22 protein-coding genes and 1 rRNA gene are annotated in these 26,498 nt (G+C 35.1%); 16 read left to right on the top strand and 7 right to left on the bottom strand.

Translation table 11 applies throughout. From position 1 onward, the window contains the following. Positions 1 to 78 precede the first annotated feature (78 nt). The 10 genes from ileS to B0X80_RS13870 all read left to right on the top strand — a co-directional run bounded on the left by ileS (position 79) and on the right by B0X80_RS13870 (position 11,697). Positions 79 to 2,916, top strand: coding sequence for an isoleucine--tRNA ligase (gene ileS / locus B0X80_RS13915; protein ID WP_077341249.1), 2,838 nt, complete (start codon positions 79 to 81; stop codon positions 2,914 to 2,916). 149 nt (positions 2,917 to 3,065) lie between these two features. Then, on the top strand, positions 3,066 to 3,572 hold the full coding sequence (gene lspA, locus B0X80_RS13910; RefSeq protein ID WP_077341247.1) for a signal peptidase II: 507 nt from the start codon (positions 3,066 to 3,068) through the stop codon (positions 3,570 to 3,572). A gap of 31 nt (positions 3,573 to 3,603) precedes the next feature. After that, complete coding sequence (fkpB, locus tag B0X80_RS13905) at positions 3,604 to 4,035, top strand: FKBP-type peptidyl-prolyl cis-trans isomerase (RefSeq protein WP_076420188.1); 432 nt, start codon at positions 3,604 to 3,606, stop codon at positions 4,033 to 4,035. A gap of 23 nt (positions 4,036 to 4,058) precedes the next feature. After that, positions 4,059 to 4,988 (top strand): 4-hydroxy-3-methylbut-2-enyl diphosphate reductase, encoded by a 930-nt coding sequence (ispH, locus tag B0X80_RS13900; RefSeq protein ID WP_077341245.1) that lies wholly within the window; start codon positions 4,059 to 4,061, stop codon positions 4,986 to 4,988. A 320-nt stretch (positions 4,989 to 5,308) separates the two neighbouring features. Further along, positions 5,309 to 5,908, top strand: a complete 600-nt coding sequence (gene pilV / locus B0X80_RS13895) for a type IV pilus modification protein PilV (protein ID WP_077341243.1) — start codon at positions 5,309 to 5,311, stop codon at positions 5,906 to 5,908. Between the two features lie 8 nt (positions 5,909 to 5,916). Then, positions 5,917 to 6,906: a PilW family protein gene (locus B0X80_RS13890; RefSeq protein WP_077341241.1), complete on the top strand. Its 990-nt coding sequence runs from the start codon at positions 5,917 to 5,919 to the stop codon at positions 6,904 to 6,906. Continuing rightward, entirely contained in the window at positions 6,897 to 7,361 is a 465-nt protein-coding gene (locus B0X80_RS13885; protein ID WP_077341239.1) for a pilus assembly PilX family protein, read from the top strand. Before B0X80_RS13890 ends, B0X80_RS13885 begins: the two co-directional genes overlap by 10 nt. 1 nt (position 7,362) lies before the next feature. Next, entirely contained in the window at positions 7,363 to 10,953 is a 3,591-nt protein-coding gene (locus tag B0X80_RS13880; RefSeq protein WP_077341237.1) for a pilus assembly protein, read from the top strand. A 5-nt stretch (positions 10,954 to 10,958) separates the two neighbouring features. Beyond that, complete coding sequence (locus tag B0X80_RS13875) at positions 10,959 to 11,369, top strand: type IV pilin protein (protein ID WP_342743309.1); 411 nt, start codon at positions 10,959 to 10,961, stop codon at positions 11,367 to 11,369. A gap of 1 nt (position 11,370) precedes the next feature. Further along, a complete protein-coding gene (locus B0X80_RS13870) occupies positions 11,371 to 11,697 on the top strand; it encodes a hypothetical protein (protein WP_077341235.1) in 327 nt (108 codons plus the stop codon). Between the two features lie 264 nt (positions 11,698 to 11,961). On the opposite strand, the gene B0X80_RS13865 is transcribed toward B0X80_RS13870, so the two are convergent. From B0X80_RS13865 to nadE, 3 genes are all read right to left on the bottom strand, one after another. Next, positions 11,962 to 12,528: a GspH/FimT family pseudopilin gene (locus tag B0X80_RS13865; RefSeq protein WP_077341566.1), complete on the bottom strand. Its 567-nt coding sequence runs from the start codon at positions 12,526 to 12,528 to the stop codon at positions 11,962 to 11,964. Between the two features lie 75 nt (positions 12,529 to 12,603). Further along, the gene (locus B0X80_RS13860; RefSeq protein WP_077341564.1) at positions 12,604 to 13,167 is read right to left on the bottom strand and encodes a GspH/FimT family pseudopilin; all 564 of its coding nucleotides are present in this window, start codon (positions 13,165 to 13,167) and stop codon (positions 12,604 to 12,606) included. Positions 13,168 to 13,259: 92 nt separating this feature from the next. Then, positions 13,260 to 14,093, bottom strand: a complete 834-nt coding sequence (nadE, locus tag B0X80_RS13855; RefSeq protein WP_077341234.1) for an ammonia-dependent NAD(+) synthetase — start codon at positions 14,091 to 14,093, stop codon at positions 13,260 to 13,262. 187 nt (positions 14,094 to 14,280) lie between these two features. On the opposite strand from nadE, the gene glnB reads away from it, so the two are divergent. Continuing rightward, a complete protein-coding gene (glnB, locus tag B0X80_RS13850; protein WP_076421106.1) occupies positions 14,281 to 14,619 on the top strand; it encodes a nitrogen regulatory protein P-II in 339 nt (112 codons plus the stop codon). A gap of 58 nt (positions 14,620 to 14,677) precedes the next feature. On the opposite strand, the gene B0X80_RS13845 is transcribed toward glnB, so the two are convergent. Further along, entirely contained in the window at positions 14,678 to 15,439 is a 762-nt protein-coding gene (locus B0X80_RS13845) for an outer membrane protein assembly factor BamD (RefSeq protein ID WP_077341232.1), read from the bottom strand. A gap of 221 nt (positions 15,440 to 15,660) precedes the next feature. Between B0X80_RS13845 and rluD the strand changes: the two genes are divergently transcribed. The 3 genes from rluD (at position 15,661) to clpB (ending at position 20,143) form a co-directional block, all read left to right on the top strand. Further along, on the top strand, positions 15,661 to 16,635 hold the full coding sequence (rluD, locus tag B0X80_RS13840; RefSeq protein ID WP_077341230.1) for a 23S rRNA pseudouridine(1911/1915/1917) synthase RluD: 975 nt from the start codon (positions 15,661 to 15,663) through the stop codon (positions 16,633 to 16,635). Beyond that, the gene (gene pgeF, locus B0X80_RS13835) at positions 16,622 to 17,383 is read left to right on the top strand and encodes a peptidoglycan editing factor PgeF (protein WP_175623946.1); all 762 of its coding nucleotides are present in this window, start codon (positions 16,622 to 16,624) and stop codon (positions 17,381 to 17,383) included. Before rluD ends, pgeF begins: the two co-directional genes overlap by 14 nt. Before the next feature lie 183 nt (positions 17,384 to 17,566). After that, positions 17,567 to 20,143 carry an ATP-dependent chaperone ClpB gene (gene clpB, locus B0X80_RS13830; protein ID WP_077341226.1) on the top strand — a complete coding sequence of 859 codons (2,577 nt, stop codon included), beginning with the start codon at positions 17,567 to 17,569 and terminating at the stop codon, positions 20,141 to 20,143. Between the two features lie 44 nt (positions 20,144 to 20,187). Here clpB and B0X80_RS13825 read toward each other — a convergent pair whose 3' ends face one another. Next, the gene (locus tag B0X80_RS13825; protein ID WP_077341224.1) at positions 20,188 to 20,634 is read right to left on the bottom strand and encodes a DUF4124 domain-containing protein; all 447 of its coding nucleotides are present in this window, start codon (positions 20,632 to 20,634) and stop codon (positions 20,188 to 20,190) included. Positions 20,635 to 20,845: 211 nt separating this feature from the next. On the opposite strand from B0X80_RS13825, the gene pssA reads away from it, so the two are divergent. Continuing rightward, entirely contained in the window at positions 20,846 to 21,661 is an 816-nt protein-coding gene (pssA, locus tag B0X80_RS13820) for a CDP-diacylglycerol--serine O-phosphatidyltransferase (RefSeq protein ID WP_077341222.1), read from the top strand. Positions 21,662 to 21,720: 59 nt separating this feature from the next. Here pssA and B0X80_RS13815 read toward each other — a convergent pair whose 3' ends face one another. Further along, positions 21,721 to 22,278: a hypothetical protein gene (locus B0X80_RS13815; RefSeq protein ID WP_077341220.1), complete on the bottom strand. Its 558-nt coding sequence runs from the start codon at positions 22,276 to 22,278 to the stop codon at positions 21,721 to 21,723. A 103-nt stretch (positions 22,279 to 22,381) separates the two neighbouring features. Continuing rightward, positions 22,382 to 25,528, bottom strand: a complete 3,147-nt coding sequence (locus B0X80_RS13810; protein WP_077341218.1) for a S8 family serine peptidase — start codon at positions 25,526 to 25,528, stop codon at positions 22,382 to 22,384. A gap of 907 nt (positions 25,529 to 26,435) precedes the next feature. Between B0X80_RS13810 and B0X80_RS13805 the strand changes: the two genes are divergently transcribed. Then, positions 26,436 to 26,498, top strand: a 16S ribosomal RNA gene (locus B0X80_RS13805); the annotation flags it as partial.

Below are 26,498 nucleotides of genomic sequence, written 5' to 3'. Positions count from 1 at the left end.
TATTATTAAATTTTTAATATTAACTGCTGCAATGTAATGATTGGGCGTTAACTAAAATACGAGTGGATATAAATTTAAATGAGTGACTATAAGCATACCTTGAATTTGCCGGATACTTCATTTCCAATGAAAGGGAATATGGCAAACCGTGAACCTAATATGTTAAAAGAATGGGCCGAAAAAGATTTATACGGTAAAATTCGTGCAGCTAAAAAAGGTAAGAAATCATTTATTTTGCATGACGGACCTCCTTATGCAAACGGTGATATTCATTTAGGACACTCAGTAAATAAAATTTTAAAAGATATTATTGTTAAATCTAAAACCTTATCAGATTTCAATTCTCCTTATGTTCCAGGGTGGGATTGTCATGGTTTACCTATTGAGTTAATGGTTGAGAAAAAAGTAGGTAAACCTGGTCATAAAGTCACAGCAGCTCAATTTAGAGAAAAATGTCGTGAATATGCTGTTAAGCAAGTTAATGGTCAAAAAGAAGACTTTAAACGTTTAGGTGTTTTCGCTGATTGGGACAAGCCTTATTTAACGATGGATTTTGGTACTGAAGCTAACATTATTCGAGCTTTAGGCAAAATAGCTGAAAATGGACATTTACAACAAGGTTTTAAACCTGTTCATTGGTGTACAGATTGTGGTTCTGCCTTAGCTGAGGCTGAAGTTGAATATAAAGATAAGCAATCTCCTGCGATAGACGTTAAATTTTTAGTTGAAGATACGAGTGTTGCCGATAAATTTTCACATCCTGAAAATCATGTAGGCGAAGGGGATATATCTATTGTTATTTGGACAACTACTCCTTGGACTTTACCAGCTAACCGTGCGGTTTCTGTTCACCCTAGAGTTGAATACTCATTAGTACAATGCGAAACGGATTCAGGTAAAAAAAGATTAATTTTAGCTACAGATCTTGTACAGTCGTGTATGGATAGATATAGTATTAGTAAATATCATGCACTAGGCTTTTGTAAAGGTTCAGACCTCGATTTAGTTTCATTACAACATCCATTTTATGACTTATCTGTTCCTGTTGTTTGTGGTGATCATGTTACAACTGATTCAGGTACGGGGTGTGTTCATACAGCGGGTGGTCATGGTGTAGACGATTTTAATGTAAGTAAACAATACAATTTAGAAATATATAACCCTGTTGGAGCAAATGGCGTTTATCTTGAAGATACTCCTTTATTTGCTGGACAACATGTATTTAAAGCCAATGCCTCTGTAGTTGAAGTACTAACAGAAAAAGGCGCTTTATTACATCACCATGCAATGGAACATTCTTACCCGCATTGTTGGAGACATAAAACTCCAATAATTTTCCGTGCTACACCTCAGTGGTTTATTAGTATGGATAAAAAAGGGCTTCGTAAAGAGTCTTTAGGTGAAATAGCAAAAACAAAATGGATCCCTGATTGGGGCCAAAGTCGTATTGAATCTATGGTAGAAGGACGTCCTGATTGGTGTATTTCTCGCCAACGTACATGGGGTGTACCTATTGCGCTATTTATTCATAAAGATACTGGTGCATTACATCCTCGTAGTATTGAACTCATCGAAGAAGTTGCACTAAAAGTCGAAAAGTCGGGTATTCAAGCATGGTTTGATTTAGAAGCTAAAGACCTTATTGGTGACGATGCCAATGATTTCGTAAAAGTACCTGATACATTAGATGTTTGGTTTGATTCTGGTACAACACATTCAACGGTTATTGATGCGCGTGAAGAGTTTGATGGTATAGCTGATTTATACTTAGAAGGTGCAGATCAACATAGAGGTTGGTTTATGTCTTCTATGATGTCTTCAGTCGCCATGACAGGTAAAGCGCCTTATCGTGAAGTCTTAACACACGGTTTTACTGTTGATGTTAATGGCCACAAAATGTCTAAGTCGTTAGGGAATGTTATTACTCCTGCTCAAATTACTAATAAATTAGGCGCAGATATATTAAGGCTTTGGGTAGCTTCAGTTAACTATACGCAAGAAATAACGGTGTCTGACGAAATATTTAAACGTCAAGCTGATGCTTATAGAAGAATCCGTAATACCTCACGCTTCTTATTATCTAATTTAAATGGGTTTGATCCTAAAGCACACTCAGTTGCTTTAGATGACATGGTTGCTTTAGATCGTTGGGTAGTAGGGCAGGCTGCACAACTTCAAGAAGATATTGAAAAAGCGTATAACGAATACGAATTTCATGTTGTTGTTCATAAATTAATGAACTTCTGTACAACTGAATTAGGTGGCTTCTACCTTGATATTATTAAAGATAGACAGTACACAGCTAAAGGCGATAGCTTGGCTCGCCGTTCATGTCAAACAGCTATGTATTTAATTGCAGAAGCTATGACACGTTGGATGGCTCCTATTTTATCGTTTACAGCTCAAGAAATTTGGCAAGCCTTACCAACACCAGCTAATACTATAAGAGATGAATTTGTATTTACTGATGTTTGGTTTGATGGCTTAGCTAAGTTACCTGAAAATTCATGTTTAGGTGATGATTACTGGGCTGAAATTTTATTAATTAAAACAGAAGTTAATAAAGCTTTAGAAGCTGCACGTAAAGATAAAAAAGTAGGTAAAGCACTAGAAGCCGCAGTAACTATTTATGCCACTGAAAGTATTGTGAGTAAATTAAAGCAATTAGAAGAAGAATTACGCTTTGTTTTAATTACTTCCGCAGCGACCGTTGAACTTGTAACTTCAGCACCTGAAGGAATGATAGAAACAGATATTGAAGGATTATGGTTATCAGTTGCTCCAGCATCGGGTAGTAAATGTGATCGTTGTTGGCACTTTACTGATGATGTTGGTCAAATAGAAGCACATCTTGAGTTATGTGGTCGTTGTGTAACTAACGTAGATGGTTTAGGTGAAGAACGTAAGTTTGCATAAAACTTTTGTATTTACTTACACAATTTATAATATTTAACAGTACACAACGTGGTTAAATATAAAAGAGAAAAATAAGCGTATATTATTTATTAATTTACGCTTATTTTACATCTATACTCCTTTAATTATTTAATAAGGTTTAGTTTTCAATGATAAAAAATGTAATGAATACGGGGTTGAGTTGGTTGTGGTTAACCCTGTTGTGTTTAGTTGTAGATCAAGTTACTAAGCATCAAGTTGTTGGCTCTATGGAGCTTTATGAATCAATTCAAGTACTTTCTTTTTTTAGTATCACTTATGTACATAATTTAGGTGCGGCCTTTAGTTTTTTAGCTGATCAAGGTGGTTGGCAAAGATGGTTTTTTACTTCTATAGCAGCTATAGCCAGTATTGTATTTATTATTTGGTTAGCTAAAACTCCTAAAGATAAAAAGTTATTAAGCGTTGCTTTTGCTTTATTATTAAGTGGCGCTTTAGGAAACTTAATTGATAGAGTGCTATTTGGCTATGTTATCGATTTCTTAGATTTTTATATTGGTAATAATCATTGGCCAGCATTTAATGTTGCAGATTCTATGATTTTTATAGGTGCAGCTTTAATGATTTTTGATTCATTCAAAAATAGCGATAAAGAAAGCCCTACGAGTAAAAAGTAGCAGAAATATTTAGTAGTATAAAAGGCAAATCATGACTAAAGTTATTAATGAAAGTTCTCAAATAATTGTACATATAACAATGAAGCTTGCTGATGGTTCTGCAGCAGATAGCACAAAAGTAAATAATAAACCCGCTAAAATAATTATGGGTGATCAAAGCATTTCTCCAGCATTTGAAGCGAATCTACTGGGTTTAAAAGTTGGAGAGTCTAAAGAGTTTACACTTCAGTCCATAGACGCATTTGGTGATAAAAACCCTGATAATATTCATTATGTTGATATCACAAAGTTTGATAGTGAAACACCCGCTAAAGTTGGCAATATAATAACGTTTACACAACCAGGTGGTGAATTGCCTGGTATGATCACCGACGTTTCAGGTTCATCAGTTACCGTTGACTTTAATCATCCATTAGCTGGTCAAGCCGTCACTTTTGTTATCGACGTAGTAGAAATTCAATAGATACGAACAATTAGAGAATACCAATGGAAATTATATTAGCAAACCCTAGAGGTTTTTGTGCCGGTGTTGATCGAGCTATTAGCATTGTTGACAGAGCACTCGATCTATTTGATGCACCTATCTATGTACGCCATGAAGTTGTTCATAATAAATTTGTTGTTAATGGCTTAAAGCAACGAGGAGCAGTTTTTGTTGATGAACTTGATGAAATACCTGACGATAGCACGGTGATTTTTAGTGCGCATGGTGTATCAAAAGCTGTGCGAAACAAAGCTAAAGATCGTGGTTTAAAAGTTTTTGATGCGACATGCCCATTAGTAACGAAAGTACATATGGAAGTTTCTCGTGCAAGTCGTAAAAATGTTGAATGTATTCTTATAGGCCATGCTGGTCACCCTGAAGTTGAAGGTACAATGGGACAATACGAAAGTGAAACCGGTGGAATTTATTTAGTTGAATCAGCATGTGATGTTGAAAAACTAAACGTTAAAAATTCAGACGAACTTTATTTTTGTAGCCAAACAACATTATCGGTAGATGATACGAGTGATGTTATAGACGCTTTGCAGAAGAAATATAAAAATATTGAAGGACCTAGAAAAGACGACATTTGTTATGCAACGCAAAATAGACAAGATGCAGTACGCTCAATTGCGAATCAAGTTGATTTACTTTTAGTTGTTGGAGCAAAAAATAGTTCTAATTCAAATCGATTGAGAGAGCTTGCTGAAAAAATGGGAACCACATCTTATTTAATAGATACGGCTGAAGATATAGTACCTAGTTGGATAGATAATATTAATAAAGTGGGTGTAACTGCAGGTGCATCAGCTCCGGAAATTTTAGTTAATCAAGTCATTGAAAGATTAAAAAATTACGGAGGAAAAGAAGTTGTTGAGTATCCTGGGAGGGAAGAAAATACAGTATTTGCAGTTCCACTAGAATTGCGTTAACCTTAGGTTGTTTAAAAATTAAACATAAAATAGGCTTGTGTATATTGTATATAATGTAAGTCTAGGTTTTTATTGTATAAATTGTAAGTAGTCATCACATGGCATATAATGGAATGCTGCTTAAATACGGATATTAAGGTATGAGTTAATGCGGTTCACATTAGTGATTTTTAACACATATGATGTTCTTTTAAAGCTTTTAATCAATGTAATTAAAAGCTTTGGCGCACTATTGCCGCTATCAAAGTCCCCTTTCAATATCCGTATAACTTTTCAGTATTTTAGTAATATAAAATTTTTGATCTCCAAGGAGAATAATTTTGCGGCTTTATAATTCACGACCTTATAAACAGTGTCGGCTTAAAAAAACTTCTTTTATGGGGATGACCTTAATTGAAGTTCTTGTCGCTTTATTTATTTTATCTACAGGTATTTTAGGCGCTGTAGCTATGCAAGCTTCAGCTAAAAAGGGCAGTTTTGATGCTATGCAGCGTTCTATGGCTTCTTCTTTAGCACAAAATATTATTGAACGTATGCGAGGAAATGATGCAACCGTGGGACTCAATGTACTTGATGGTTATAACGGTACTTATGGTGTTACTCCTCTTACTGCACCAGCAGTTCGTTGTGATAGACCAACAGCTTTATGCAACGCCGCTGAACTAACAGCTAACGACTTGTACGAGTGGGAACAAAGCTTAATTGGCAAAGATGTACAAAATTTATCGAAAGGTAATGGTGGCTTAACTGGTGTTGTTGCCTGTATTGAACATGTAAATAATGCTGTCTCAGTTGCTATTAGTTGGGAAGGGCGGGAAGAAACATCAGACGGTGCTAAATTTAATACAACATTTGGAAGCGGATGTGGTACTACAAGTACTAAACGTAGACAAATTGTCGTAGATGCATTTATTTTTTAGAGGCTTATATGATTAAAAAACAAAATGGATTTACACTTTTAGAAATTTTTGTAGCTTTAGCTATAGGGTTAGTATTGATTGGCGGGGTGTTAAGTGTTTTTGTAGGAATGAAAACCACCACGCAAGAAACTTCAAGCATAGGAGAGCTGCAAGAAAATGGACGTTTCGCTGTTACTATATTAACTGATGACTTATTACGACAAAATTTTTGGGGAGATTTACAATTAAGTTTTTCGTCTGATGTATATTCAGGGGCAGATCTCCCACCTGTCATTGGCGATTGTATAGGAGGGGGACAAAATAATAGCAGCTTTCCACAAGGTAATCTTTTTCATTTTAGAACGCTTTGGGCTGCTAATGTAACAGCTGCGACTATACTTGGTGGCTGTATAAATAATGCAGTACCTGGTTCAGATGTTTTGCAAATAAAAAGAGTGCTCGCTCGTCCCATTTTACCCGGAGCGATTGATAATGAACGTTATTATTTGAACGCAGGTTATATTCAAGCTACTTTATTTCCAGGAAGTGCCGCGGCAATTCCTTTTGTTAGTAACAATGCACGAATTTGGGAATATCAGCATCATATTTATTATATTCGAAATGATCGCATTGGCACTACCGCTAATTTTGTTCCTGTGTTGATGCAAGGGCGATTACAAAATACAGCTACACCAATATCTTTTAACTTATTAGTTGAAGGTATTGAACGTGTTCATTATATGTTTGGTGTAGATACTGATGGGGATGACGTCGTTAATGGCTATATGGCACCAGCTGATATGATTGGAGATTATTGGGATAATACTAATAATACAAAAATTTTAGCTGTAAAATTTTATGTTTTAGTTAGATCTATTAGAGCAGACCCTAATTATGAGAATAATAATACATATCAAATGGGGGGGACTGTATTTAATGCGGGTGGCGATAATTTTAGGCGTTTATTATTTAGTTCAACCGTTACATTATATAATCAAGGGATAACCGAATGGCAATAAAAAAATTTAATCAATCAGGCGTAGTTTTAATTGTATCCCTTGTTTTTTTAGTTGCTTTAACTGCTGTTGCTGCGGTATTAATGCAAAATACGACAACGGATGTTAAAATGGCAGGTGCAAGTCAAGCAAAATCAATAGTTACACAAGAAACTATTAGTGAAATGGATAGGATTATTTTTAATGAACAACGTCGAGTTAATGGACCAAATATATTTGTAGAACTGAATACCCCTACACCTATATTATCCGTGACAAAACCTTCGATAACTACAGCTATAGCATCACCAGATAATCTACTTTCTCTTGAGACATCTTGCCCACCTGTTAAACCCGCATCTTCAGACGCTAAGTGTCGAATGTCAAATGTTGTGGTTAGTAGAACATATGGAAGAAACAATAACCATGTCATTCAAGTTAATGCCGGCATTGCTCAAGAATTATCACTAGGATATTAATATGAAAAAATATATTTTATTATCGGCCTTAATATTTAGTTCCTTATATGCTTATAGCGAAGATATAGAATTATATGTAGGGAATGCTAATTTACGTGCCCAAACAAAACCACAAGTATTATTAATTGTTGATACTTCAGGTAGTATGACGGGGTCTCAAACAATTAAAACACCCTATAACCCAGCTAAAACATATAAAACTCTTGGGTCATATTCTGGTAAAGGCGATAAATATTTGTACTATGTCGTAGGGACACCAACATCTTTACCTTCTGTTGATTCTCCAACTGAAAAAAGACGATTTTTGGCAAGTCTTAATAATTGTTCTACTGCTGTTTCTCGACTTAATAAAGTTGGCTTTTATACTGGTCGTATAAAAGAATATACATTTCAAGGTAACTCTGGCAGTTGGCAAGATATTCCTGATAGTGATGGAACATCCATTTCGATAATTGATTGTGAAGATGATATTAGCCTAGATTTAGAGCACATAAAAAATAGTACAACGGTTGAACATAATAGTAATAAAGTCAACGGTAGTGTGACATTTGGATATCCAATTGATGGCTTAGGAACTGTTGCTTCCCCCGTATATTACGATACGGATATTACCAAAGTAGATGCTTCATGGGGAGGGGATGTTGTTACTATTTATACTGATAACTACCTAAGATGGGAGCAAGGCACAAAGTATAGTAATGGTGCTGATATAGGTACTACAAATACGACAAGAATTGCAATTGCTCAGCGAACCTTAACAAATTTAATTGACTCAATCCCATCAGTTCAATTTGGTCTTGAAGTTTATAATTTTAATAGGTATTCCGATAGTAATCAAAGTAATTCTCATGGTGGAAGAATTGCTTTTGGTATACAAGAAATGACGGCTACAGCCAAAAAATCATTACTTTCTATAATTGAAAATGATTTACATGCTTCTGGCTGGACACCTTTGTGTGAGTCTTATTATGAAGCTTATCGCTATTTTGCAGGCTTACCTGTTAAATATGGTTCACAAGATGAAAATGGCTTTAATGGTGTAAAATACCATAATAAGACCTTGCCAGATCGAGACAAGAGCATTGAAAGTGGTGGAAACTATATCGCACCATATAAAGGTTGTAGTAATGAAGTTTTTGTGATTTTAATTACAGATGGTGAACCCACAAATGATAAAGCATCAGATGGCTTGGTTAAAGCATTACACACTGGAGCTACACCTTCTTCAACAGCGGTAGATGTTGATAATAACTATTTACCAGCACTTGCTGAATATGTTCATAGCAATGATATTAATGCTAGCCTCCCCGGAACTCAAATAGCAACTTTGTATACCGTAGGCTTTAGTGAAGGAGCAAGTGCTGCAACTAAATTATTAGAAGCAGCAGCAACTAAAGGAGGAGGCAAATATTATGATGCAACAGACCCTACTAAGTTAGGTTCAGCTTTACAAAAGGCCTTGAGTTCAATTTTAGCTGTAAATACTACTTTTACAGCTCCATCAGTTGCTACTAATAGTTTTGATAGAACTGAGTCCCTTGATTCGGCTTATTATGGGATGTTTATTCCTAATAATGGTGCTAGATGGAAAGGCAATCTTAAAAAATTAAAAATTAAAGATGATAAGCAGGTTGATAGGGAAGGTAATTCAGCTGTAGATGCTTCAGGTAGTATCATCGATACCGCTAAAACTTACTGGCAAAGTTCAGCAACACCAGATGGTAACAATGTAAATGCTGGAGGCGTTGTTGGTATGTTTAGTGCTAAAACTAAAAACTCAAGAAAGGTATATAGTGATATTGGTACATCAAATATATTGACACCGTTAACATATGACAACCTTGAAACTGCGGCAGGAAGTGCGGCTAATGTACAGTCTTTAATAGGAGTTACAGATACTATTGAAGCGAAAGAGTATTTAAATTGGGCTTTAGGTATTGATGTTGATGATGCAGATAATGACGGCGATAAAGATGATTACCGACCTGATTTGTTTGGTGATCCGTTACATTCAAAGCCTGTTGTGGTGAATTATGGCGTTAGTAAGTCTAATCCTGATATTCGTATTCTTGTTGGGACAAATTCTGGTGTATTACATATGTTTAAAGACAGTGGAGCTACTGTTGATGAATCATGGGCATTTATGCCTCAGAAATTTTTTCCAGAAATAAAACCATTACGCGATAATTTACCGGCTTCCAGTAAAGTATATGGAATTGATGGGCGCATAACTACACATTTAATTGATGCTGATTTAGATGGTTCAATCAGTTCGACTGGAGATAAAGCATGGATGTTTTTGGGATTACGAAGAGGTGGATCTTCATATTATGCTTTAGATATAACAGATCCTGATACTCCTAAGCTTATGTGGGAAATAAAAGCAAATACTGGTGACTTTAAAGAATTAGGTCAAACATGGTCTCAACCTCAAGTCACTTATTCAGCATTAAATATCTCAGGTGGAAAAGCAAAACCTGTATTAATATTTGGAGCTGGTTACTCTATTGCAAAAGATATTACTGGACCTGGTACACCTGATAGCGTTGGCCGAGGTATATATATGGTAGATGCTGAGTCAGGTGCTTTATTATGGAGTGTAACACCAGCAGCTACTACAGGTAAGAATACACAGTTTACTGGTTTTACTGATAGTATCCCTTCACGTATTGGTATATTAGATAGTGATGGTGATGGTTTAGTCGATAGGTTGTACACTGGTGATACTGGGGGAAATGTATTTAGAATTGATATGCCTGGTGATAATCCTTTTAGTAGCACTACTCCTTGGACCGCTTTTAAATTAGCTGAGCTAGGTGGAACGACAAATGTAGATGATAGACGCTTTTTTGATGCTCCCTCTATTGTAAGAACATTTTTTACTGATACTTATGAAAGCACAATAGGTACAACAACTATTGTTACCAGTAAGGAAACGCCATATGAGGCTGTATTATTGGGAAGTGGGGATAGATCAACCCCTTCGTCAACAGATACAAATGATGAGTTTTTTATGATTCAAGATGAAAATATTATTACACAATCTTTTGTGGCTGGGGCTGTTTCACCTGCTAAAGATATTCCTACTGTAATAACATATAATGACTTAGCTGATTTTACTTCTGACCCATATGGTTCTCTAACTACAACAGCTGATATTAAAGCACTTGATCTGATTGTAAGTCAAAAATCTGGTTGGCGCTATAACTACGAATCTGCAGGAGAAAAAAGTACTGCAGGAGCTATAGTTCTTAAAGGTGTTGCTTATTTTACTTCTTTTACTCCAGCTGGAACTAATTCGTGTTCTTTGGTAAATGGTGAAGGTGCATTATATGCTGTAGATTTATACAAAGGTACAAAGTTTTTCAGTTGGAAAAAAATAGTCACAACCACAACTATGCCTGATACTCCTACGCCTTATATTCCTCATGTTGATGTCACTAGCGTACCTCCAGGATCTCCACCCGGTTCAGACAGTCCAACGATAAGACTTCTGACTGGTAGCGGAGAAGGTGAGGGGACTAATCCAGGAGTTATTAATACTGGCGTTGGGCCATCAATATATCGCACTTATCAATATATAACAGAGTAGCTATAATGATGATTAAAAATCAAATAGGAATGACTTTGATCGAGCTATTGATTGCTGTAGCTATTGTTGGGATATTAGGAGCTGTCGCTTATCCATCTTATGTTGAGTATGTTAGTCAATCTAATCGTAGTGAGGCCCAAAGAGAATTATTGCGTATAGCAAATAAGATGGAACAATATTTTGTTGATACCCGAAGGTATACTGCAGATATGAAGCTTTTAGGTTTACCTGCAGATCCTTTTATTACTGAATCAGGTAATTACAGTATTGATACTTCTGCACAAACGAATACTACTTATACGTTAACAGCTACGGCAAGAGGGGCGCAAGCTACGAGGGACTCCGATTGTACGACATTAAATATATCTGAAACAGGTCAAAAAACAGCTAAAACAACTACATGTTGGGAAAAATAATATGAAATCATTTAATAAGCTAATAGTATTATTCTTTTTTGTAATCATCTCAAATATAGCTTTGAGTAATACATCAGATAATAAAAATCATTTTAAAAACCTTAAAAAGGTTTCCTTAAAATGTGACATTTTATATATGGGAGGAGTAAGGGGTATTCATTATCATTATGATCTACCAATAAAATTACGAGGTACATTTGAGGCTGATCTTCATAATATACCTTCTAAAAATAAAATATACAGAGTTAATCAATGTGTTGAAATAGACAAGAAGTTCAATGATGAAATCGCAAATAAATTAGATGAAGAATCTAAAACTCAAGGATAAAAATATCAATGTAAGAGGTTCGTTATATATTTTTATGTAATTGTGTTAAATTTCACCTAAACGTTGGGGGATTAAAGTTAAGAGATGGACTTTTGAAAAGTACTTTAAAAAGATAACTCTTAACTTAAACTATTTAATAATCGCTGAGCGAGCATCGAATAAGAATTCTTTATAGTATGTTTTTAATAAAAGCAAATACAATAATATTAAGTTGATAACCCTCCAAAAAAGTAATAAATATCAAATTAGGTTTTGAGCCACAAATTATATACAGGTGATTGGATTGTTGTTTCGGTCCTCGTCAATACCGTCATTATTATTATCCTGACTAATATAGGCTCGACCAGATATTGAAATGATAATTCCCCGTGATGCATCAGGGACACCTTCAGGGCAGTAACTAAAAGTATCTTCAGCAGTATTTGATGTTAAATTACCTAAAGCATTGTAAGTTAATGAGGCTCCTCCTGAGTATTGAAACCGGTCATTATTACTTAATGCAGACTTCACTCTTACAATCTCATCTGCTGGTAAATCTAATGTGTTATCGTTAACTGTATTTATAAAAACGCTAATTTCTCTAGTCCAGTCATTTGTACAAGTATTAGCAACAAGAGGGCAAATAACAACGTTTTGTCCTGAATTTACAGAAGCATTTCTTGCTATGTTTAATAGGCGATATAGCTCTGAAATTTGGTTGTCTACTCGCATATCAATAACAAATTTACTTAAGCTGGGTAAGGCAATTATTGTTATTATGCTAATAACTGAAATACCAACTAACAGTTCAACAAGTGTAAACGCTTTTTGCTTGATGTTTTTAATACGCATATGTTTTTCAGTTTTGTAATGACTATAACCTATTTATACCACTTTAGCGTTTACCTATCTAGCTATGAGTTTCACCTATTTGCAAACAATTAAGTTACCACTTCTGTTTCGGTCTAAACCATCATTTTTATAGTTTGAGGTTTCATAAACTCGTCCAGCCCTAGAAACAATGATGCCTCTATTTTTATCTTCATTATCTTTAGGGCAATATTTGAAAGTGGCATTACCTCCCCATATAGCTAAATGTCCTGTAGGGCCATATACTAAAGCTGTTCTATCTTTACCATATTGCAGCTTATCATTCTCATCAATAGGTTCTTTTACTTTCAGTATGAACTCATCTTTTGAAGGTTCGTATTTTTTATTTTTATTGTGATCACTGAATACACTCACCGTTAAATGCCAATCAGTAGTACAAATATTTGAATTGTTTAGTGGGCAAATTGTGATATAAGTATCAGAATTAACTGCGGTGTTTTTAGCAAACACTAACATTTTATGTAAGCTAGATATTTCACGGTCAACTCTCATTTTAACCGTGAAATTTGCCATTGATGGCATGCCTATGGTGAGCAATAACATCAAAATGGTCATTGATGTGAGTAATTCAAGTAATGTAAAGCCGTAGTGTTTATTCATTTCAACTATCCTTAGTCGTTTATATTTTTTGTTGGTTTAATGAACAATTATAAAACACTACTGATAGTATATTTTTTATATGAAAATGTAAACTAGTTGTAAATTGTTGGTATTGCTGCTCGTTTATGCTGAGTTTTTAAATAAATATTAATGATCATTTTTTCTATTTTTGAGTCGGTAAGCTTTCCTTCTAAAAAATCATCTAATTGATCGTATGATATACCTAATGCATCTTCATCCTTTTTACCTGGAGATAATTCTTCTAAATCCGCTGTTGGTGCTTTTTCTATTAATTGTGTTGGTGCTCCTAAAGCTTTAGCAAGCTGGCGAACTTGACGTTTAGATAAACCAAATAATGGAGCTAAATCGCAGGCGCCATCTCCCCATTTAGTAAAAAATCCAGTAATGTTTTCAGCTGAATGGTCTGTTCCTAGTACTAAACCACCTAAGATGCCAGCTACGTTATACTGCATTACCATCCTAGTTCGTGCTTTTACATTACCTTTTGAAAAGTCTTTTTGTGCTTCGGAAGCATTTAAGAGATTATTGTCTGATAATGCTTTGAGTGTTTCTTCATGTATGCCGTTTGCACCATTTAAAATGTTAGTACAAATACTATGCGATGGTTTAATAAAGCTTAATGCAAGTTGCGCGTCTTCTTCATCTGCTTGAATATCATAAGGTAATCTGATTGCGACAAATTGATAGTTATTACCTTCGTTTTCAGTATTAAGTTCATCTACAGCTAACTGGGCCAATTTTCCGCATGTTGATGAATCTACTCCACCGCTAATGCCAAGTACTAAAGTTTTTAATCCAGAGTTTATTAACTGCTGTTTTATAAAAGCTACTCGGCGGGTAATTTCATATTGAGTATCAATAACGGGTAGAACTTTCATTTCGTCAATAATCAATTGAGGATCCATAGACTTTCCTTAACGGTAATTAAATGTTTATTTTATTTGAAGGATTATATTCTTCGGTAGATAATAAGGTAAGTGTATCAAAATTTTTAGAACTATTTAGCATTAAGAGCAGGCTATTTATTGAATTTTTTGATTGATGTTGTGAATTGTGTACAATGAATTTAACTTTTTGAAAATGGATCCGATGATGAAGAAAATAGAAGCGATTATTAAACCGTTTAAATTAGACGATGTAAGAGAAGCACTAGGTGAAATAGGTGTTACGGGTATGACGGTTTCTGAAGTTAAAGGCTTTGGTCGTCAAAAAGGACATACTGAGCTTTATCGTGGTGCTGAGTATATGGTTGATTTTTTACCAAAAGTAAAAATTGAATTGATTATTGCTTCTGAAGATGTAGAACGTTGTATTGAGGCAATAATGTCAACAGCACAAACAGGAAAAATAGGCGATGGTAAGATATTTGTAACTGATGTAGAACGTATTATTCGTATTAGAACAGGCGAAGAAGACGCGTCAGCTATATAACTGAAAGACTGAAATATATCAAAGCACTAACATTGAATTAGTGCTTTGATAATTTATCTTATTTTAATAATCTATTATCAGGGAAGTTGGCAGCTAAAACTTGTTTAGCGTTATTTTTTAGATCTTCTAGCCCTAATTTATCGTAACATTCAATCATAACTTCTAAAGCTTCTTCAACATGTTCACTTGGAGAATAGTATTCTATGATGTATCTTCCTCTATTAGCAGCAGAAGCCCACGCGTCTCTTTTTAAATAAAAATGTGCGACAGATAATTCATATCTCGCTAATCGATCTTTTATATCAATCATGCGTTTTCTTGAGTCAGCAGCATATCGACTTTCAGGAAAGTCTGTAATTATTCTCTTAAACCCGTCGAAAGCATCTCTAGATGCCGTAGGGTCTCGATCTGCACGGTCAATTCCTACCAGATCTTGAAATAAATTTTCTTCTGTTGATAAATTAATTAATGCTTTCATATAGTAAACATAATCAACATTAGGGTGTGTAGGATTTAATTTTAAAAATCTATCAGCTAACGCTATCCCTTGATCTGCATTACCACTTTTGTAATAAGCGTAAATTAAATCTATTTGTACTTGATGAGATATTGGCCCAAATGGAAAACGGGCGTCTATTGCTGATAGTAATTGAATAGCTTTTTGAAATAAACCATCATCAAGCGCTTTACGGGCATCTGAAAATAAAGTTTGAGCTGATTTGTTAGGTACATTGTCAATATTGACATTATCAGATGAAGAACACCCTATTAAATTTAAACTAAGTGCGGTCAGTAGTACTTTTATTGATATTTTTTGCATAGATTTAAAAATCACAACGTTGGTTTAACTAAAGTTAATGTGGATTCATTTAAGTGAAACATGATTACCCCAATAAAGGAGACATTCATATTTATTTAATGAAGTTGGTTTCATCCCTTCACACAAACAGGTAAAATATTCCAAGCATTCTAACCTAGCAAACATTCCTTGCACAGTACTAAAACTTATTTAGTTTGCTTGGTAAAATTAAAGAGAACTTAATGGCCGAAAAAATTCAACACAATGGTATAGTCCCTGAATCTTGTTTAGGTAAGCGTTTGGACCAAACAATTGCAGAAATGTTTCCTGATTATTCAAGAACAAGGTTAAAAGACTGGATTTTAGCCGGACATGTTTGTGTAAATAACCAAGTAATACAAGTAGCTAGAGAGAAAATGTATGGTGGGGAAAATATTTCCATTGATACAGAAATTGAAGCCGAAGAAAGATTTGAAGCTCAAGATTTACCATTAAATATTGTTTACGAAGATGATGATATTTTAGTTATTAATAAACCTGCTGGTTTTGTTGTTCATCCCGGAGCAGGTAATCCTGATGGCACAGTATTAAACGCTTTGTTACATTATTGTCCACAAGTTGAGATTGTACCTAGAGCAGGTATTGTTCATCGTTTAGATAAAGATACTACGGGACTAATGGTTGTTGCTAAAACTATTGCAGCGCAAACAAATTTAGTTGAGTCGTTACAAGCTAGAGAAATAACACGTGAATATGAAGCAATCGCTACAGGAATTATGACTGCTGGCGGAGTTGTTGATCAACCTATTGGTAGACATTCTACTAAACGTACGCATATGGCTGTTACCTTTTCGGGTAGACCTTCAGTAACTCATTATAGAGTCATGGAAAAGTTTAGACTTCATACAAGGTTGCGTTTACGTTTGGAAACAGGTCGAACTCATCAAATTAGAGTACATATGGCTCATATAACACATCCATTAGTTGGTGATCCTGTTTATGGTGGAAGACCTAGACCTCCTAAAAATGCCACTGAAGCATTACGTGATATGTTACGAGGTTTTCATCGACAAGCATTACATGCTGCTATGTTATCTTTATTTCATCCTATTACAGGTGAACAAATGACGTGGCATGCTGATGTTCCTGCAGATATGGTGAAATTAACAGATCTGTTACGAGAAGATACAAAGCTACATTCTATTGAACCGTACTAATTCATTTTTTAACCATTTGATTTGGCCAGTACAACATGTAGTGGCCTTTACTACAACTATTCATCATCCAAAGCAATTAGAATATTTATCTGCATACGGAAACTTCAATTTAGGTTTGCATGTTGGAGATGAAGAAAGTGTTGTATTAAATAATCGTCAGCTTTTACTAGATTACCTGCCTACCAATACCTCCATTCAATGGTTGGATCAAGTTCACGGGAATAATGTAGAAACTATTAACGAATGTTCTTCTTCACTTATTGCTGATGCTGTAACTACCCAACAACGTTATATAGCGCTTGCTATTATGACGGCTGATTGTTTACCTATTATAATTTCATCATTAGACGGTAGTGATATAGCCGCTATTCATGGTGGCTGGAAACCTCTTTCAAAAAATATCATCCAACACACTATTCAAAAAATGAAAACACCAGCGAATGAGATTTATGCTTGGTTAGGCCCTTGTATTGGGCCTGAAAAGTTTGAAGTAGGGGAAGATGTTTATGGTATTTTTATGGATCAACATAATGAATTTTCTCATGCTTTTACACCTGTGGATCCTCAAGAACATAAAAATAAGTATTTAGCTAATTTACAACTTATAGCTGAGATTCAACTTAAACACTTAGGTGTTAATCATATTTATTCGCTACCACATTGCACCTTTTCTATGAAAGACAACTACTATTCATATCGACGTGATAATAAAACAGGTCGTATGGCAACTATAATTTGTCGAGCTTAGTTTAATTAAACTACATTATTGTTCTTGATCAATAGTTCGTTTGAATTTGATTGAAATATTCCTATTTGCCCTTATTAATAGTGTATAGAAACTATAATCATTGAAACGATTTATATTCGTTATGAGGTTAGAGATTCCATTGAAGTTTATTTTGTTCAATTACTTTATTTACAAAGGTGTACCATGCGCTTAGATCGATTTACTCAAACATTTCAAGAAGCTATTTCTGATGCTCAGTCACTTGCTTTAGGTAAAGATCATCAATTTATTGAACCTCTTCATTTAATGATGGCTTTATTAAATCAAAATAACAGTAGTATTATCCCTTTATTAAAAAGTGCGGGTGTTAATGTTCATAGTTTACGAAACCAAATAGATACGGCACTTGCTAATTTAGCACAGGTTAGCGGTACTGGGGGCGATGTTCAGCTTTCACCATCAATGGCTAATATGTTCAATTTATGCGATAAATATGCACAAAAATTGGGAGATAAGTTTATATCATCTGATGTTTTTGTCTTGGCTGCTATTGAAGATAAAGGCGCTTTAGGCAAAATATTAACCTCTCTTGGAGCTAATAAAACGAGAATTGATCAAGCTATAGAGCACGTAAGAGGTGGGGAATCGGTTGATGATCAAAACGCAGAAGATGTTCGACAAGCGTTAAATAAATATACCGTTGATCTAACCGAAAGAGCGGAACAAGGAAAGCTTGATCCCGTTATCGGTCGAGATGATGAAATAAGAAGAACAATACAAGTATTACAACGTCGAACTAAAAATAATCCTGTACTCATTGGTGAGCCAGGCGTAGGTAAAACGGCTATCGTTGAAGGATTAGCCCAGCGAATCATCGATAATGCCGTACCAGAAGGGATCAGAAATAAACGTGTATTATCTCTAGATATGGGCGCTTTAGTCGCTGGAGCTAAATACAGAGGCGAATTTGAAGAGCGTTTAAAAGCAGTATTAAACGAACTTGCTAAAGAAGAAGGGCAGGTTATTCTTTTTATTGATGAATTACATACCATGGTTGGGGCCGGGAAATCTGACGGAGCAATGGATGCTGGTAATATGCTTAAACCCGCATTAGCTCGAGGTGATTTACACTGTGTAGGAGCAACAACACTGGATGAGTACCGTCAATACATTGAAAAAGATGCTGCTTTAGAGCGCCGTTTTCAAAAAGTGTTAGTGGATGAGCCTAGTGTTGAAGACACTATTGCCATACTGCGAGGTTTAAAAGAGCGTTACGAATTACACCATAATGTTGAAATCACCGACCCTGCTATTGTTGCTGCAGCGTCATTATCATACCGATATATTAGCGACCGCCAATTACCCGATAAAGCCATTGATTTAATTGATGAAGCGGCTTCTAGTATTCGTTTGCAAATGGATTCTAAACCAGAAGATTTAGATCGATTAGAACGAAAACTTATTCAATTAAAATTAGAAGAAAGGGCGTTAGCTAAAGAATCTGATCCAGCCTCAGCGAAGCGCTTAGAAAATATTGTGCAAGAAATATCAATTATGCAAACACAATATGATGAATTAGATGAAGTGTGGACTACCGAAAAAGCGGCACTACATGGGACACAAGCCATAAAAACGGATCTAGAACAAGCGAGACTTTCTCTTGAAGCAGCAACTCGTGCTGGTGATTTAAATAAAATGTCAGAATTGCATCATGGAACAATTCCTGAATTAGAAAAACAACTTGATTTAGCAAGTCAGGCAGAAATGCAAGAAATGACATTATTAAAAAATAAAGTCACGGAAACTGAAATTGCAGACGTTTTAAGCAAAGCTACCGGGATCCCCGTCTCTAAAATGTTACAAGGTGAACGCGATAAACTGTTAAACATGGAAGATAGCCTCCATCAAAACGTTATAGGGCAAAATGAAGCGGTATCATCTGTTTCTAATGCGATTCGAAGATCAAGAGCTGGGTTAGCTGATCCAAATCAGCCCATAGGATCGTTTTTATTTTTAGGTCCTACGGGGGTAGGTAAAACTGAATTAACTAAAGCCTTAGCTAACTTTTTATTTGATAGTGAAGACTCTTTAATAAGAATAGATATGTCTGAGTTTATGGAAAAGCATTCTGTCGCTCGATTAATCGGTGCGCCTCCTGGATATGTCGGATATGAAGAAGGAGGATATTTAACTGAGGCTGTTCGTCGTAAACCTTATTCAGTTATTTTGTTAGATGAAATTGAAAAAGCACATAACGATGTGTTTAATATTTTATTACAAGTACTCGATGACGGACGTCTAACTGATGGGCAAGGTCGAACCGTTGATTTTAAGAATACAGTTGTCATCATGACCTCTAATATTGGTTCAGATGTTATTCAGAAACTAAGTTCAGAAAAACAATATGAGTTAATGAAAAAACAAGTAATGGAAGAAGTGCATCAGTACTTTAAACCTGAGTTTGTAAACCGAATTGATGAGTCTGTTGTTTTTCATTCATTAGAAACAAGCCAAATTGAGAAAATTGCAGGAATACAAATTCAATCATTAGCTAAGCGTTTAAAAGATAAAGATATAACATTAACTATCTCTGAAGAGGCGTTACATTATATAGGGAAGGTAGGCTTTGATCATTTATTTGGTGCTAGACCTTTAAAAAGAGTGATTCAACAAGAAATCGAAAATCCACTTGCTCAATCATTGTTATCCGGTGAAATTACGCCGGACAGTGCTATTCGCATCGATTTAGAAAAAGACAAATTAACATTTAAATTTAATTAAATATTCGCTCCTGTAATATATTCTTTATTACAGGAGCTATTTTATTATTTCTTATTTGATGAATTAGTACAGTAAACTTCAATTCGTTTTTTATTAATTGTTATTTGTTCCGCTTGTTTTTCTTCATCTAAAATTTGAGTTTCGCCATTAGCATCAACAAAGCGTACACGAGAAAAGTCGGTCAGTGTTGCTAAGTTAGCTTTAGCTTCTTCACACTGCTCTGACATATCAAGTAACTTATCTTTCGGTGTTTTATCTTCTTTTTTTCTTTCTTCAAAAGCGTCTGCATTAGATGGAGAGGATGAGGTATTATTTTTTATATTTGGAATGTTAGAATTAGCCATGACTATTTCAGTATAGTCGCCAGTGGCTGGTTGGTTTTGACTGAAATGAGCAATGTTATTTTCATCTACCCATCTATATATAATTACATCGTCTGCAATAACATTTAAATTAAAAGCAAGTAATAAGGCTGTTGGTAAATATTTCATTTTTAAACTCTTTATTTTTTAAGCTTATTCAGTAAATTTGTAAGGCTTATCTACTAACTTAAGTTATCTATAATATGAATTTATAACAATACCTAGCTATTATTCAAACATTTTGTGTTTTTTCAGCAGAATAAACACAAATACGCTATCGTTGTTAATTATAGTTATGCTAAATTCACGTTAACATTTTGTATAAAAGAACGGTTTTACAATGACACAAAATTCTTCAAATGGAAAAACCCCAAATAAGGGAATTTACCTTCTCCCTAATTTATTAACAACAGCTGGTTTGTTTTTTGGTTTTTTTGCGATTGTTTCTTCTATGAATGGGCATTTTGAAAGTGCTGCTATCGCGATATTTGTTGCAATGGTCTTTGATGGTTTAGATGGCCGAGTAGCTAGAATGACAAATACACAAAGCGAATTTGGTGCCGAATACGATAGTATGGCAGATATGGTTTCATTTGGTATTGCGCCGGGATTAGTTGTTTATAATTGGGCTTTAGCCGATTTTGGAAAATTTGGTTGGTTAGCTGCTTTTGTTTTTGTAGCGAGTGCCGCATTAAGATTAGCTCGATTTAACACTCAGGTTGGAGTTGCAGATAAGCGATATTTTCAAGGGTTGGCAAGCCCCGCTGCTGCTGGTGTTATAGCAAGCTTAGTGTGGGTAGGTACATCTTATCAAGTAATTGGTACAGATTATGGATATTTAATGGGAATCATTACTATTATTACGGGCTTATTGATGGTGAGTAATTTTAGGTATAGCAGCTTTAAAGATGTTGATTGGAAAGGTAGGGTTAATTTTGTTGTAGTACTACTAATTGTTCTTGCTTTTATTATTGTTGCTTCAAGTCCTGAAAATGTACTATTAATTATTTTTGTGATTTACGCTTTTTCTGGTCCTTTTACTACCATTCGTGGTGTAAGAAAGCTTAAATTAGAGCATGTTGTTGGTGATGATAAAGATGCTGATTTTAAAGAAAGCGGAGCAGAAGCTGACAAGGAGTCATTTAAAAATAAATAAAATAGGTACTTATAAAGAAGAAGTCACTCATCTAAAGTGACTTCTTTAATATTATTAAATTATAGATTAATTTTACGGCGTTTAGTCGTAATTAAAGCTAAGACGCCAGTAAATAGTAATAAAAACATTGGAGGTTCAGATACTACACTGGCCTTCCCTAAGGCTAAATCGCCAAAAGCGTATAATCCGCCATTAAAATCAAAAACGTCAATAAAGAAATTTGCACCTGAAGCTGTATCAACTAATCCCTGAAAATTGAAATATTGACTATTGTTTTCTGTTACATCGAAAGTTAAAAACTCAATTCCAGCGTTTAAGTTATTCAGATCAACAAATACTTCAAATGCGCCAAATAAGGTAAAGTCTCCTTTAGCTTCATTTTCAGTGATCATATCGAAACCAAAGAGTTGAAAGTTAACCCATGAACGGATCACACCAAAGCCATCATTTTCATTCGTATCAACAGTGATTGAACCAATCTTCTCAAATATAGTGTTTGTAGTAGTACCGTCATCAAAAATGATATCTTGAGTGACAAGGTTTGCATTAACAGAGGCAATTGAGAATAAGGAAATTGATAGTGTCAATAATGTGTTTTTTAATAAATTTTTTAACATGTTATACCTATTATTTTTTGTCTTACATTTTCTAATTGTTAGTTGTAAGAGCTGTATATGGAAATAGCCCTTTAAATCATTAAAGGGCATTATTTAAATAATCTTAATTGTTAATTTCTACAATAGTTGTGCCTTGAGAAACGCCGTTATCGTCATAAAATGTAATTCCTCCCATGTAAGTACCTTCAGTTAGGCCTTTTGTCATGATAGTTACATTATTAAAGCGATTTTTAATTGCACGTCTGCTTGAAATAACACGAGATGTACTTTCTTTTGTATCAGCTATCCAAACTGGCATAGTGTATTCAAGTGTACTCATTCCTGCTAATTCATACCCATGAACCCAAACTAAATATACGTCACCAATATCAACATTTGCTCTTGGTTCTGGATTCACTAAAACAACATCTTCATTTGACGCAGCATTTAAAGACTGACCTACTTGTGAGCAACTCCATTTATCGCAGCGGTAAACATACATATCTAAATCAACATTACCAGAACCATCACCAACTAGGTTGTCACGTAATGAGAAGCGAGCAACTTTGGTGCCTTCAGGTAGATGAAATAGGTGAGTAGCAAGACCATCTTCGTTAAATGAGAACTCTTGATCAGGATCTTGGGTAACAGTTCTTGTCGAACCAAATGGCGCTACAAATCCTGCAAAATCAGTTGAAGTACCTCCTGAATATAACATTTTTACAGCGAAGGATAGTCTTCCTCTATTTAATGTACCTGTGATATTTTTGGGAACTTCAATACTAATTTGGGGGGCAGCTTTAATTGCTATAGGGCTACGTACAGTATGACCGGCATTATCAGACCACGTGATGGAGCCAAAACGCCATTCATTAATTATCGCATCTTCTGTTTTAGAAAATGTCAGTGTATAACGTGCAGTTCCACCGGGAGTAACCGATAAAGTACGATTTTCATTACTATTACCATCAGAACTATATGTTGTAACTTCAATATTAATACCTTCAGGAGCATCTATTGTCGCAGTGTATACACTTGGAATTTCTGATGTGTTAGTGACTGTTCTAGATATTGTCTCAACAGACGCTAATTCCGCAATAGCTATTGAAGCAATATTTAATTGGCTTGGTTCAGTACTAAAACCAGCATCAGTTAAATCGTTACAAGTAATTTCAGATGCAGCAACAAATGAATCATTTCCTATACCACATAAAAATGCTAGATAATCATTATAGTTAGCATCATATACAAGACCAGGTTCCATCGCATCTACGGGAGATGCATGACCTGCACCAAAATCAAAAGGATCTGCAGGAGTAACTCCATCTTCTTTCATAATATTTTGACGAGCAGTTGTCATTAAAGCCGACTTTATTTGGGCTGGTGACCATTCAGGATTTGAATCTTTAAATAATGCTGCCATACCCGCTATATGAGGGCTTGACATTGAAGTACCTTGTAAATACTGAAATGACTCTCCTTTTGTTGTAAACATTGGAGTGTTGGTTGTTGCAGCTAAGATCTTTACGCCAGGTGCTGTAATATCTGGTTTAATTATGTCGTAACTTGATTGGTTTGGCCCTCGTGATGAAAAGTCGGCCATAGTATTACCAGTTTCTAATGTATCAACGGAAGCACTAACATCAGAGAAGGTCACATTGGTTGTTTCTTCATTCATGCTAGATAGCAGAGCTTGTCCATCATCAAATGAAATCATAGAGCCAGGAATAGTTGCTGCTGGGTCTGTTCCTCCCATAGAGAATGGTGAAGTATCTGCATAACTATAAACAATCGCTGCAATAGCTCCGGCTTCTTGTGCATTAATAAATTTTTCAGTAAAAGCACAAGAACCTCGAGAGATTAATGCTATTTTACCCACTAAATTTACTTGATTTATTATTGGATTTGAACCATCAGGTTCGTTACATGCTTCAACCGATTCTGTAGCTACTACATCACCTGATAAGTTATTTACTATCGGAGAAAATCCAGAGGGGACAGCAACAAAAGAATTGCCGATTAAACTCCCCGAATTTACTATTAATTTTTTACCTATAACTTTTGAGGTACCGCTATATGTTGAAGCTGCTACATTTGTTACCCACGGAGCAGGTGTTCCAATTGTTTCAGCCTCAGGCCCATCGTTACCAGCAGAAACAGAAACAAAAACACCTGCTTGAGTAGCTCGTAGCATTGCTGCAGCTGCTGGTTGAGTTAAATCTGTACGGCTACCACCAATTGAAAAATTGATAATATCCACGCCATCAATAACCGCTTGATCTATTGCAGCCATGCTATCACTTGGAAAACAACCTGATTCATCCGCACCTTCAGGGCTTTTGTAATCACTGTTCCAGCAGACTTTGTACATTGCCAAACGAGAGCGAGGAGCAATACCGGATATAACACCTGCATCTACGCCTGATAATTGAGCAACTACATTCGCATTTCCTCCAGCAGTACTTGCCGTATGCGACCCATGGCCGTCTGCGTCTCGAGGAGAAATAAACTCCCCAAGTGAAGTTTGAATTTCATAAATAGATTTAAAGGAGTCATTAAAATAGCGAGCACCAATCAATTTATTATTACATTTAAAGCTATTCGTTTGAGACTCTTCACCTGCATCACATATTCCTGTCCAGCCAATGGTGCTAGGATCGGAGTAAGAACCATCATCGGAAAAACTAGGGTGCTCGGGAACTATACCTGTATCTAAAACGCCAATAACTACATCTTCCCCTTTAATATTAAAACTATATTGTCCTGAAGGACCAGTTAGCCCTAAAAACTCGGGAGTATTAGATGTTGTTACTTTCTGTAATTTATCCTCCCAAATACCAATAACCTCAGGGTGAGATTCTAATTGCTTCTTCTGTTTATCTGTTAATTTAGCTGAAAAACCATTAAACGTATGTTTAAAGGAGTGAATGATATTAAGAGAATCTATTGAATTCGCTAGATCGTTTTGGCGTTGTTGTAACGCTTTTGTGTATGTTTGCATTGCTGGCGTATTCGCATTGTAGTTATTTCCTGCAATACCAACAACTTGATTTGAAGGGAGTAATTCGCCAATATTTTGTGCTTGGGCAATCCCAGGGTTTCCTTTTAATTGTACTATATAGAGAGACTGTCCTTTTTTTGAAAATTTATTAGACTGAGGGTTTTCTTTTAGTAAATTAACATTTCCCGTAACTTCATGAGCATTAATTCCTGATGAGGTGGAAACGAGTAAGGTAAGTATACTTCCGATGATATTTTTTTTAAATTGCATTATTTCTCCATTTTTTGTGTAACCATTTTAATTTAAGCTTTAAATGATTATTGAATGCATTATTAATATTACTCACCTTTTATAAAGTCACAATAGACTTGATGTTAAATTTAATCTTTAATTATCAGTGGTTTGTTGTGTTTTGAGGTGAGCTTCGGTTTTACAGGGATAAATAACAGGTTGAGAAGGAGGGAGAGTTCTATTGATTTTTAATAAGTAGAATAAAAGCTAAGTATTAAAGATAAGCTTAATCATATGTTATCAATATAAATAGCTCTTTAAATACACGAAGTGTTGCTAAATAACACAACAAAACCAAGGTCTGTGTGAAAATCCAGCAAACGGTAAGTTTTTTCAAAATAAGTGTTGACGTCACCTCAAAAATCTCTAAAATGCGCTCCACTTCTTCAGGGAAACCCAGAGAAGATAAGTATAGGAAATACTGAGTTCACTGAATAAGGACAGCGAAGTGGCGGTTTTGATAGGTTTAGTCAGGCTTAATTGACCGATTAAACAAAAGATAACTTTTAAAATCTTTTAAAAAGAATTTCAAAAAGTTGTTGACATCAAAACTGAGACGCGTAGAATGCGCATCTCGCTTCAGGCAAGGCCTGCAGCACAAGAGCTTAACGAATGCGATTAACCTCTTGCTTCTTTTATAAAAAGAAGCCTTTCTTTAAAACTTAGTTATCATGCAATTTGTGTGAACATTCACATTAAGATTGATTTTACATAGTCGGTTTTATTACTTAGGTAATAAGAAAGACGTAAAACAGCTTATGTTGATGTCACACAAAAAAGTATAATTTAATCTTTGATTAGATTGTACGTTTTATGTAGTTACCTACTTATGTAGGTAACATGACAGAATTCATTGAGCAGCATCGCAAGATGCACAAACGATTTATAATTGAAGAGTTTGATCATGGCTCAGATTGAACGCTGGCGGCAGGCTTAACACATGCAAGTC

This window comes from Pseudocolwellia agarivorans (assembly GCF_002000085.1).
In the GTDB taxonomy this organism is placed as follows: Bacteria; Pseudomonadota; Gammaproteobacteria; order Enterobacterales; family Alteromonadaceae; genus Pseudocolwellia; species Pseudocolwellia agarivorans.
The sequence above is the reverse complement of the archived record's forward strand: the minus strand, read 5'-3'. Positions and strand labels throughout refer to the sequence as shown.

Coding starts and splice junctions, on each gene's coding strand:
- ileS (WP_077341249.1), top strand. CDS start 79: ATGAGTGACTATAAGCATACCTTGAATTTGCCGGATACTTCATTTCCA.
- B0X80_RS13880 (WP_077341237.1), top strand. CDS start 7,363: ATGAAAAAATATATTTTATTATCGGCCTTAATATTTAGTTCCTTATAT.
- B0X80_RS13825 (WP_077341224.1), bottom strand. CDS start 20,634: ATGAAATATTTACCAACAGCCTTATTACTTGCTTTTAATTTAAATGTT.
- ispH (WP_077341245.1), top strand. CDS start 4,059: ATGGAAATTATATTAGCAAACCCTAGAGGTTTTTGTGCCGGTGTTGAT.
- nadE (WP_077341234.1), bottom strand. CDS start 14,093: ATGGATCCTCAATTGATTATTGACGAAATGAAAGTTCTACCCGTTATT.
- B0X80_RS13810 (WP_077341218.1), bottom strand. CDS start 25,528: ATGCAATTTAAAAAAAATATCATCGGAAGTATACTTACCTTACTCGTT.
- lspA (WP_077341247.1), top strand. CDS start 3,066: ATGATAAAAAATGTAATGAATACGGGGTTGAGTTGGTTGTGGTTAACC.
- B0X80_RS13885 (WP_077341239.1), top strand. CDS start 6,897: ATGGCAATAAAAAAATTTAATCAATCAGGCGTAGTTTTAATTGTATCC.
- pssA (WP_077341222.1), top strand. CDS start 20,846: ATGACACAAAATTCTTCAAATGGAAAAACCCCAAATAAGGGAATTTAC.
- B0X80_RS13875 (WP_342743309.1), top strand. CDS start 10,959: ATGATGATTAAAAATCAAATAGGAATGACTTTGATCGAGCTATTGATT.
- rluD (WP_077341230.1), top strand. CDS start 15,661: ATGGCCGAAAAAATTCAACACAATGGTATAGTCCCTGAATCTTGTTTA.
- B0X80_RS13815 (WP_077341220.1), bottom strand. CDS start 22,278: ATGTTAAAAAATTTATTAAAAAACACATTATTGACACTATCAATTTCC.
- glnB (WP_076421106.1), top strand. CDS start 14,281: ATGAAGAAAATAGAAGCGATTATTAAACCGTTTAAATTAGACGATGTA.
- B0X80_RS13890 (WP_077341241.1), top strand. CDS start 5,917: ATGATTAAAAAACAAAATGGATTTACACTTTTAGAAATTTTTGTAGCT.
- B0X80_RS13845 (WP_077341232.1), bottom strand. CDS start 15,439: ATGCAAAAAATATCAATAAAAGTACTACTGACCGCACTTAGTTTAAAT.
- clpB (WP_077341226.1), top strand. CDS start 17,567: ATGCGCTTAGATCGATTTACTCAAACATTTCAAGAAGCTATTTCTGAT.
- fkpB (WP_076420188.1), top strand. CDS start 3,604: ATGACTAAAGTTATTAATGAAAGTTCTCAAATAATTGTACATATAACA.
- B0X80_RS13860 (WP_077341564.1), bottom strand. CDS start 13,167: ATGAATAAACACTACGGCTTTACATTACTTGAATTACTCACATCAATG.
- B0X80_RS13870 (WP_077341235.1), top strand. CDS start 11,371: ATGAAATCATTTAATAAGCTAATAGTATTATTCTTTTTTGTAATCATC.
- B0X80_RS13865 (WP_077341566.1), bottom strand. CDS start 12,528: ATGCGTATTAAAAACATCAAGCAAAAAGCGTTTACACTTGTTGAACTG.